Source organism: Citrobacter sp. CK194, assembly GCF_030333395.1.
GTDB classification, from domain to species: Bacteria; Pseudomonadota; Gammaproteobacteria; order Enterobacterales; family Enterobacteriaceae; genus Citrobacter_B; species Citrobacter_B koseri.
Genome location: NZ_JAOWGA010000019.1, coordinates 608,238 through 616,724, shown reverse-complemented (window position 1 = coordinate 616,724; position 8,487 = coordinate 608,238). Strand labels below are relative to the sequence as shown.

General features: G+C 56.3%; 9 protein-coding genes. 1 reads left to right on the top strand and 8 read right to left on the bottom strand.

The genetic code is table 11. The features are described 5' to 3' along the window. Nucleotides 1-63: 63 nt before the first annotated feature. Nucleotides 64-1,119, bottom strand: a complete 1,056-nt coding sequence (gene dctP / locus OGX80_RS18995; protein WP_181899067.1) for a TRAP transporter substrate-binding protein DctP — start codon at nucleotides 1,117-1,119, stop codon at nucleotides 64-66. Between the two features lie 48 nt (nucleotides 1,120-1,167). After that, nucleotides 1,168-1,758 carry a nuclear transport factor 2 family protein gene (locus tag OGX80_RS18990; RefSeq protein ID WP_115181451.1) on the bottom strand — a complete coding sequence of 197 codons (591 nt, stop codon included), beginning with the start codon at nucleotides 1,756-1,758 and terminating at the stop codon, nucleotides 1,168-1,170. A gap of 110 nt (nucleotides 1,759-1,868) precedes the next feature. On the opposite strand from OGX80_RS18990, the gene OGX80_RS18985 reads away from it, so the two are divergent. Then, nucleotides 1,869-2,771, top strand: a complete 903-nt coding sequence (locus OGX80_RS18985; protein ID WP_049012112.1) for a LysR substrate-binding domain-containing protein — start codon at nucleotides 1,869-1,871, stop codon at nucleotides 2,769-2,771. Here OGX80_RS18985 and ldtA read toward each other — a convergent pair. The 6 genes from ldtA to OGX80_RS18955 form a co-directional block, all read right to left on the bottom strand. Continuing rightward, nucleotides 2,746-3,675 carry a L,D-transpeptidase gene (gene ldtA, locus OGX80_RS18980; protein WP_024130210.1) on the bottom strand — a complete coding sequence of 310 codons (930 nt, stop codon included), beginning with the start codon at nucleotides 3,673-3,675 and terminating at the stop codon, nucleotides 2,746-2,748. The genes OGX80_RS18985 and ldtA overlap by 26 nt on opposite strands. 112 nt (nucleotides 3,676-3,787) lie before the next feature. After that, on the bottom strand, nucleotides 3,788-4,846 hold the full coding sequence (gene cobT, locus OGX80_RS18975; protein WP_058669343.1) for a nicotinate-nucleotide--dimethylbenzimidazole phosphoribosyltransferase: 1,059 nt from the start codon (nucleotides 4,844-4,846) through the stop codon (nucleotides 3,788-3,790). 25 nt (nucleotides 4,847-4,871) lie between these two features. Continuing rightward, nucleotides 4,872-5,615, bottom strand: coding sequence for an adenosylcobinamide-GDP ribazoletransferase (gene cobS, locus OGX80_RS18970; RefSeq protein WP_058669344.1), 744 nt, complete (start codon nucleotides 5,613-5,615; stop codon nucleotides 4,872-4,874). After that, nucleotides 5,612-6,157, bottom strand: a complete 546-nt coding sequence (gene cobU, locus OGX80_RS18965) for a bifunctional adenosylcobinamide kinase/adenosylcobinamide-phosphate guanylyltransferase (protein ID WP_115181450.1) — start codon at nucleotides 6,155-6,157, stop codon at nucleotides 5,612-5,614. Before cobU ends, cobS begins: the two co-directional genes overlap by 4 nt. Further along, a complete protein-coding gene (locus OGX80_RS18960) occupies nucleotides 6,154-7,674 on the bottom strand; it encodes a cobyric acid synthase (RefSeq protein WP_012131792.1) in 1,521 nt (506 codons plus the stop codon). The genes cobU and OGX80_RS18960 overlap by 4 nt, the downstream gene beginning before the upstream one ends. Further along, nucleotides 7,671-8,486 carry an energy-coupling factor ABC transporter ATP-binding protein gene (locus OGX80_RS18955; RefSeq protein ID WP_012131791.1) on the bottom strand — a complete coding sequence of 272 codons (816 nt, stop codon included), beginning with the start codon at nucleotides 8,484-8,486 and terminating at the stop codon, nucleotides 7,671-7,673. The genes OGX80_RS18960 and OGX80_RS18955 overlap by 4 nt, the downstream gene beginning before the upstream one ends. Nucleotide 8,487 lies beyond the last annotated feature (1 nt).

Sequence of the window (8,487 nt, the reverse complement as noted above, 5' to 3'; positions counted from 1 at the left end):
TTCGGCCCTTTTATCAGGCAACTGTAGTAATACGTTCCCGAGCGTTACGTTTTGCCTTCTCGCTTAAGGGGTCGGAGACATCATCTCGTCCAGAATGCTACTGACCTGGTTCATCACCCTTCCCGCCTCGGTAAGCCCGTTCTTTTCCTGCTCCTTCACCCACTCAGACTGAATCTCCTGGTATCGGGTGGCGGCTTTCCATTGCGCAACGTCTTCAGAGTGCAGAATCCTGACCGTCGCACCGCTTTTTTCCAGATCGGCGACTTGTGTGGTGAAACTTTTATCCATTACGGAACCCAGGGATTGATAAGCGACGTCAGCGGCCCGTTGAATCGCCGCCCGATCGTCGCGGGAAAGGTTATCCCAGGTGTTTTTATTCATCACCAGCAGGTAAACATGCCCAAGCCAGAGATCCCGCGAAACCAGCACATCAGGCGCGAATCGCTGAGCATTTAACGCATAGCCGCTATCCACATTCAACATTAATCCGTCGAGACTTCCGCTTTGTAAGGCCTTGTAGGTTTCATCTCCCCAGGGCATGGTCACGGCTTTAGCGCCGACATTTTTCAGAAACCCCTGGTGCCAGAAACTGGCGGAGCGCCACGTTCCCCCCTTAAGCCCTTCAGGATGACTCAGCGCGGTAGTGCTAAAAAAAGCCAGCGGATAGCCGGTCGCAATGAAAACATTCACCACATTTTCTTTCTTGAGTTCTGCCGAAAAATCCGGGATATCCGCATAAACGCGGCGAAAGAAAGCAACCTGCTTTTCCCCGGCAGGGCCGACGGGGAAGCTTTTAAAGATTTGCTGCAATGGTAATGCCTTAGCCGCATATTCAGGTACAACAACGGCCATATCCGCTTTGTCCCCCTTTCCCGCCAGAGCCAGAGCCGTATAACCATCACTTAGCTCACCTCCCCAGTGCGCCTCTACCTTCAGGCGACCATGCGACTCTTTTTCGATTGCGGGGAAAAATACGTCATTGATAAAACGAGTGCGCATTCCACCCAGCGGTTCATGGTCGCTGTAGATTAGGGTTTGCGCAGCCGAAGCCGCACCGGGAAACATTAGCATCGCAAACAGAACGGCAATACATTTTCGTCCTGGTATAGTGGTGAGCATCTCTCTTATCCTTTTGAGAATCATGATGATCGCAGTCGCTGATGAAGCTTAAACAACGGGCTCAGACAGCCAGCGCTGCCCTTCGGTTTTCATCTGCTGTTCGAGCGCACTACCGCGCGTTGCGAATACACGCGTGACCGGAAATCCGCTTTTTTCCAGCAGGTATGCCAGCGCGGCGTATTCTCGCGGGTATTTTGCTACCGCGCTTTGATCAATATCGACCACGCCCAGCGGGAAGGTAAAACTCCCCATGTCATAAATGCTCTGGCGTCTGAAGAGTTTCCACACGCCATCACGTTTTTCCGCCATATCGTAAAAGCGATTATGGGTCACCATCCCCAGATTCAGCTTCACATTCTCGCCGATGATCATGGCATTGGTTTCAACAATGGCGCGGTTGACGCTGCTATTGAAGGTCACTACCGGCGTGCCAATCAAATGTTTGGTGCGGATGTCAGAAGCCCCCATACGCATTGAGCCGTCAACAAAATCGCTCGCCAGCCCTTCAAACCAGGTTATCTCAATGGTGCCATCCGGGTGAAACAACCCGCGAAGTTGATCCCATTCGCCCAGATCGCGATGCATCCAGCCAGTGAGAAGATCGGTAATTTGCTGACGATCCGCCAGGTGATTGTGCATAATTTTTACTCCAGCCAGTTAAGTGGATTCAGTTTCCTCGCCATTAACGTTAAAATCCAATAGATAAATCTTACATATTATTCAGTTTAGATGAATGATGAGGCCATCGTATGGATCTGCGCCACTTACGCTATTTTCTTGCCGTTGCACAAGAAGGACACTTTGGCCGCGCCGCCGAAAAACTCAATATCGTTCCTCCCGCGCTGAGCATGCAGATCAAGGCGCTGGAAGAAGAGTTAGGCGGCCCGCTGTTTATTCGTACCAGCCGGAAAGTTGAGTTAACCGAAGCGGGAAAATTGTTGCAGACCGAAGCGCAACGCACGCTTGAGCAGGCGGAACATGCCCGTCTGACAGTACAACGGTCGATGCGCGGAGAAACGGGTCTTGTGCGCGTCGGCTTTGCTGGCAACGCGGTGTTCAGCGGCAAATTGACAGAAGATCTGCGCGCCTTTCGCCAGGCCTATCCCGATGCGGAACTGGTTGTGTGTGAAATCGCGCCGTTGCTACAAGCGGATGCCATTCTGAGCGGCCAGCTCGACATTGGTTACACACCCGATCACCATAACGTACGCCAGCCAGAATTAGCGGCTGAAAAAATAGGCCTCTGGGGCCGGATGGTCGCCATCGCCGACGATCATCCGCTGGCTTGTGAAACCCATTTGACGGTAGATATGCTGGCTGAAGAGCCCCTCATTTTCTACGACACCCACCGTGCGGATGAGCCGCTTTATATGATGCTCACAGAGATTCTGGGTCATGTTCCGCACGTCGCCCATTGCACCTCCAGCACGCTCAGCGTACTGGCTCTGGCCGCCGCCGGGCAAGGGCTGGCGCTGGTGCCTGAGCCGCTGATGCACATCGCCATTCCCGGCCTGGTCTATCGCCCTCTCGACGCGCCGGAATTATCGGCCAATCTGATGCTGCTCAGCAGAAAGAACGACAATAACGGCGCGGTAAAGGCTTTTCTGGAGATTGCGCGGAGAAACGTCAGAACCCCGTCAGACCCGCGCTGATATTTGTCGGCATCCCGGAGCGGCGCTCCAGCGCCTCGTTGACGCGATGAATGTCAACGCCGTCGCCCTTCATAAAAGTACGCATCACCGGCGTGATCGGCAGCGGTACTTTTTTGTCGGATTCAAATTCAGTGCGATTACGCGATAACGGCTCATGCACTTCAATCCAGCGACTGCCGTCCGCTTCGACGGTGGTTTTCAGCGGTTGATCGATAATCTGCACGCGAGTGCCCACTGGCACATTGTCAAACAGGTATTTGATATCATCGTTACGCAACCGGATGCACCCCTGGCTCACGCGCAGCCCAATACCGAAGTTCGCATTTGTGCCATGAATGGCATACAGCTTACCGATATAAATTGCATACAGCCCCATCGGGTTATCCGGCCCGGCGGGGACAAACGCGGGCAGACTTTCGCCTCGTTTAGCATATTCACGTCGGGTATTTGCCGTCGGCGTCCAGCTCGGCGCCTCCTGCTTACGCTCTACCGCAGTCACCCAGTTACGTGGGGTTTCTCGCCCCGCCTCGCCAATGCCAATCGGCAGGACATCAACGGTATCGCCCCCTTTCGGATAGTAGTAAAGACGCATTTCCGCCACGTTAACCACAATGCCTTCACGCACGGTATCCGGCAAAATAAGCTGCTGCGGCACCACCAACGTCGAACCGGACTTCGGCAAAAAGACATCCACATCGGGATTCGCTTCGAGCATATTGCTCAGCCCTTGTCCATACTGCGCCGCAAACGCTTCCAGCGGTTGAGTATTATTGTCCGGGACGGTTATCGTCAGCGGGTTGCCGACCAGACGACTCCCTTCTGGCGGTAGTGGATAACTTACCGCCAGCGCGCTCTGGCTTGCGAACAGCAGAATAAAAGAACAAAACAATTTCACACGAGGCATCATTTCCCTTTCCTCAAATCGCAGCAGATGTCGGTTAATTATAGCTTTTTTATCGCCTTTCCGACGTTAACAGCGAATGAGCGCCACCGAAGGGAAACGATACAGCTTATCTTTATTTACCATCCGGCAGGACAATATTACTTGCCGCCAGTTGCCCCATGTTGCGGTACATTGCGCAGGCGGCTTCAACGATGGGCATTGCCAGCGCTGCGCCGCTGCCTTCGCCGAGACGCATTCCCATATGCAGATACGGCTCCAGCTCCAGGTGCTCCAGCGCAATCCGCGCACCCTTCTCTGCCGAGAAATGCGACGGAATCAGATACGGTTTAATTTCCGGCGCAACCTGACACGCCGCCAGCGCCGCAGAATAGGAGAGAAAACCATCCAGCACAACCGGCAATCCACATGATGCGGCGCCCAGCATCACGCCCGCCATACCGACCAGGTCAAAACCGCCCACCTTCGCCAACACCTCAACGCCATCACGCGGATCGGGCCGGTTCACCGCAATAGCGCGGCGCACAACCTCAACTTTATTGCCAATTCTGGAGAGCGGAAGATTCGCGCCAATCCCCACCACATCTTCGGCATCGCTACCGGTCAGTACACTCACAATCGCCGCCGCAGGGGTGGTATTCGCCATTCCCAGTTCGCCAACGCCAAACAGCGTCACGCCGCTTTGCGCCAGTTCGCGGGTGTAGCGCATCACTTCCAGCAGCAGTTCTTCGGCCTGAACGCGGCTCATCGCCGGGCCTGTCGCGATATTCCCGCACCCACGCGCCACGCGCATATTCACCACGCCGGGGATCGGGTCGGCATCAATCCCGACGTCAATCACATGGACTTTTGCCCCGGCCTGAGCAGCCAGTACGCAAACACCGGTTGTTCCCTGCGTCATGTTGGCCGCCTGAATGGCGGTGACAACTTTCGGCGAGACCGCAACCCCTTCATCCCACACGCCATGATCGGCGCACATCACCAGCATCGCCTTCTTACCGACATGCGGAGTGCCGTTGAGACCGGGCATCCCCGCTAACTGTACGGCCAGCGCTTCCAGGCGCCCGAGGCTGCCCGGCGGCTTGAGCAAGCCGTCAATGTGCTGCCGGGCGTGCGCCATTGCGTCGCTGTCCGGTTTGGGAATGTCACGGAGTAAAGAGGTTAACGTCTGCATAAGGGTTCTCATCGTGTTGGCTGGCTCACAGCAGAGCCAGCAGGAAGATCAACTCGCCAAGTTCAATCGCCGCACCCAGCGTATCGCCGGTTTGCCCACCCAACGTGCGTTTTAATAATTGCCCAAGAATAAAAATTGCCGCCAGAGTGACCACCAGCGCAGCGACCCCGCGCATCCCCGGCATGAGTATCGCCGCGAGAATAGCGGTTAATCCCAGCGTAACGCAGGTTTGTCGCCCGGTAACTTTGCCGATAAACACGTTGCCCAGCCCTTCTTCACGGGCATAGCGATGACGATACATCAGCAATACGGCGACACCGCGCCCCGCCGCGCAGGCCATCGCCAGCGCCGCCAGCATCGGCGTGCCTCTCAGCGCCAGTTCGCTAATCACCAGCACTTTCGCCAGCAGGACAAAAATCAACGCCAGCCCGCCGTGGGTGCCCAGGCGGCTGTCACGCATAATTTCCAGCATCCGCTCCCGGCGGCGGGCGGAAAAAATACCGTCACAGGTATCCGCCAGACCGTCGAGGTGAAAACCGCCGGTCAGCAGCGCCAGCGTCAAAACGCAAAACAGGGCCGCCAGTGGAATGCCGCACCAGGACTGAAGCGCCACAAACACCAGGCCGCCAATCGCGCCCAGCAGCATACCGATTAGCGGGAATGTCACAATACCGCGGGAATACTCCTCAAAATCCAGCCCCTGAGACCAACGGGTCGGAACAGGCAAACGCGAAATAAAAGCGAGCATCGCCCAGAACAACTTACTCATTTAATTTTGACTCCAATACCCGATACCACCAGCCAGACCTCATCCGCCGCCGCAGCCAGACGCTGATTGACGCGCCCGGCGATGTCGCGAAAATGTCGCGCCAGACGATTTTCCGGGACAATGCCCATACCCACCTCATTGGTCACCAGAACCACCTGAGCCGGACAGCGCTGACAGGCGTCGATCAACGTGCGAATTTCGTCTTCAATCGCCTGCTCCATCGCCGCGTAATCCCAGTTGTCCGGGTCCGTATCACCGCCCATCGCGAACAATAAATTGGTCACCATGGTCGTGATACACTCCAGCAGAATGGCCTCTTCGGGGGCGTTATCTGGCGTAATCAGCGCATCAAGATGCCGCCAGCATTCCGCTGTCCGCCAGTGCGGCGGTCTGCCATCCCGATGGTGCTGAATTCGCGCCGCCATCTCCTCGTCAAAAATCTGCGACGTGGCGATGTACAGTACCTGCGGCGAATCCGCGATTAACGTCTCCGCATGGCGGCTTTTCCCGCTGCGCGCGCCGCCGGTCACCAGAATCATCATACGGGCTCCCGGTGCTGCTGCATGATGGTATAAATTTTCTCAATATCGATGTGTTGTCGCATCGCATCCGCCAGCAGATCAAACTGCTGCGATTTATATTGCGCGTAATGGAAGGCGTGATCCAGCGGCGTCAGCCCCTTACGCACGCGCAAGCCATTGACCAGCGCCCGCGTGAACGCATCGCTGTCGAACAAGCCATGAAGATAGGTGCCAAAGACCAGTCCGTCGTCCGTTACCGCGCCGTCAGCGATAGCGTTTTCGCCTTTGCGTAACGTCATGGCTGGCTGGCATTGTGCATTCAGTGTCGTCTCGCCCATATGAATTTCATACCCGCGCACCGCCAGGCCAGACGCCGCCGCCAGCCATCCCGGCAGCGCAGAGGCCATCTGCCCTTCAACCTGCGTGGTGGTTTTATCCTGCGCGAAGTGCGTGACGGTATTAAGCAGACCAAGACCGGGAAGCGTGCCCAGCCCGGACTCCACCTCATCAATAATAGTGTCGCCCAGCATCTGATAGCCGCCACAGATGCCTGCCACCGGTACGCCCTGACGATGCGCCTGCAACACGCCATGCGCCATTGCGCTTTCACGCAGCCAGACCAGATCGCCAAGCGTATTTTTGCTGCCCGGCAGAATTATCAGGTCCGCGCCCGCCAGTTCTTCAGGATGGCGCACATAGCGCACGCGAACATCCGGCTGCGCCGCCAGCGCGTTAAAATCGGTGAAATTCGAGATGTGCGGCACCTGAACAACGGCAATGTCGATATCACGCTTATCGGTACGCAGGTATTTGCCTTTTTGCAGCGCCACGCCATCCTCATCTTCAAGATCGACCTCCAGCCAGGGCATCACGCCCAGAACCGGCACGCCGGTCAACGCTTCAATTTGCTCAATGCCGGAGTAGAGCAGCGTCACGTCGCCGCGAAACTTATTGATGATCACCCCTTTCACTCTGGCGCGTTCACTATCATGCAGCAGCGCCAGCGTACCGTAGATAGAGGCAAAAACGCCGCCGCGATCGATATCCGCCACCAGAATGACCGGGCATTGCGCCATTTCCGCCATCCCCATATTGACGATGTCGCGGTCACGCAGGTTTATTTCCGCCGGGCTACCGGCGCCCTCCAGCACCAGAACGTCATATTCTTGCGCCAGGCTATTGTAAACCGTGAGGATCTGCTCACGCAGACGCGGCTTATATTCATGGTAGCTAACCGCGTCCATATCGGTGGCGACTTTGCCCATCAACACCACCTGCGCTTTCCGATCGCTGGTCGGTTTTAGCAGGACCGGATTCATCCGCACATCCGGCGCAATCCCCGCCGCTTCCGCCTGGAAAATCTGCGCGCGTCCCATCTCTTTGCCGTCCGGCGTGATGCCGGAATTCAGCGCCATATTCTGTGACTTAAACGGCGCCGTGCGCAGGCCATCCTGATAAAAGATGCGGCACAGCCCCGCCACCAGCACGCTTTTACCTACATCTGATGCCGTTCCCTGCAACATTACTGCCTGCGTCATGACGCCTCCTTCAGCGCGTTCTCTCGCATACGCCCAAAAAATTCTTCTTCCGTTTTACACAGCGGCAACCCTAGTTGCGCATGCAGTTTGACCAGCCACGGTTGCGTCAGCCCCGCTTGTTCGATCAGTTCAGTACGTGCAAACACCTCCCCCGGCTCACCGTATGCCAGTACCTCGCCACGGCGCAGCACGTAAACGGCATCGCTGACTTCATAAATGAGATCAATATCATGGCTGGAAATAACCACATGATTCCCCTGTGCCACAATCCGCTTGATGATCGCGATCATCTGCGTGCGCCCGGCAGGATCAAGCCCGGCAGTGGGTTCATCCAGCAGCAGGTAGCGGGCCTGCAACACCATCGCGCCCGCAATCGCCACGCGTTTTTTTTGCCCGTGACTTAAACACTGGATCGGCTGATGACGGAAATGCTGCGCATCAACCAGAGTCAACGCATCGTCCACGCGGCGGGCTATCTCATCCTCAGCCACGCCTAAATTTCGCAGACTAAAAGCGATATCGCTGTCGATATCGGTATAAAAAATTTGTTGATCGGGGTCCTGAAAAACGGTTGCCACCTGTTGGCGCAGCGCCAGCAGCCCGCGCTTACTGTAATCCAGCGCTTTTCCCTGCCACAAAACCTCGCCTTTTTGCGGGCGCAGTAAACCGCTCAGGTTCATAAATAGCGTCGATTTTCCGCAGCCGTTCGCGCCCACCAGCCCGGTAACCGCATGGGGGGAGAAATCCAGCGTTAGCCCCTTGAGCACCTGCTCATCCTGATAGCGAAACCAGAGACCGGAGGTGGCAAGCATA

Excerpts from the sequence above, each read along its gene's own strand:
- cobS (WP_058669344.1), bottom strand. The coding sequence starts at position 5,615 with ATGAGTAAGTTGTTCTGGGCGATGCTCGCTTTTATTTCGCGTTTGCCT.
- OGX80_RS18955 (WP_012131791.1), bottom strand. The coding sequence starts at position 8,486 with ATGCTTGCCACCTCCGGTCTCTGGTTTCGCTATCAGGATGAGCAGGTG.
- ldtA (WP_024130210.1), bottom strand. The coding sequence starts at position 3,675 with ATGCCTCGTGTGAAATTGTTTTGTTCTTTTATTCTGCTGTTCGCAAGC.
- OGX80_RS18990 (WP_115181451.1), bottom strand. The coding sequence starts at position 1,758 with ATGCACAATCACCTGGCGGATCGTCAGCAAATTACCGATCTTCTCACT.
- OGX80_RS18960 (WP_012131792.1), bottom strand. The coding sequence starts at position 7,674 with ATGACGCAGGCAGTAATGTTGCAGGGAACGGCATCAGATGTAGGTAAA.
- dctP (WP_181899067.1), bottom strand. The coding sequence starts at position 1,119 with ATGCTCACCACTATACCAGGACGAAAATGTATTGCCGTTCTGTTTGCG.
- cobT (WP_058669343.1), bottom strand. The coding sequence starts at position 4,846 with ATGCAGACGTTAACCTCTTTACTCCGTGACATTCCCAAACCGGACAGC.
- cobU (WP_115181450.1), bottom strand. The coding sequence starts at position 6,157 with ATGATGATTCTGGTGACCGGCGGCGCGCGCAGCGGGAAAAGCCGCCAT.
- OGX80_RS18985 (WP_049012112.1), top strand. The coding sequence starts at position 1,869 with ATGGATCTGCGCCACTTACGCTATTTTCTTGCCGTTGCACAAGAAGGA.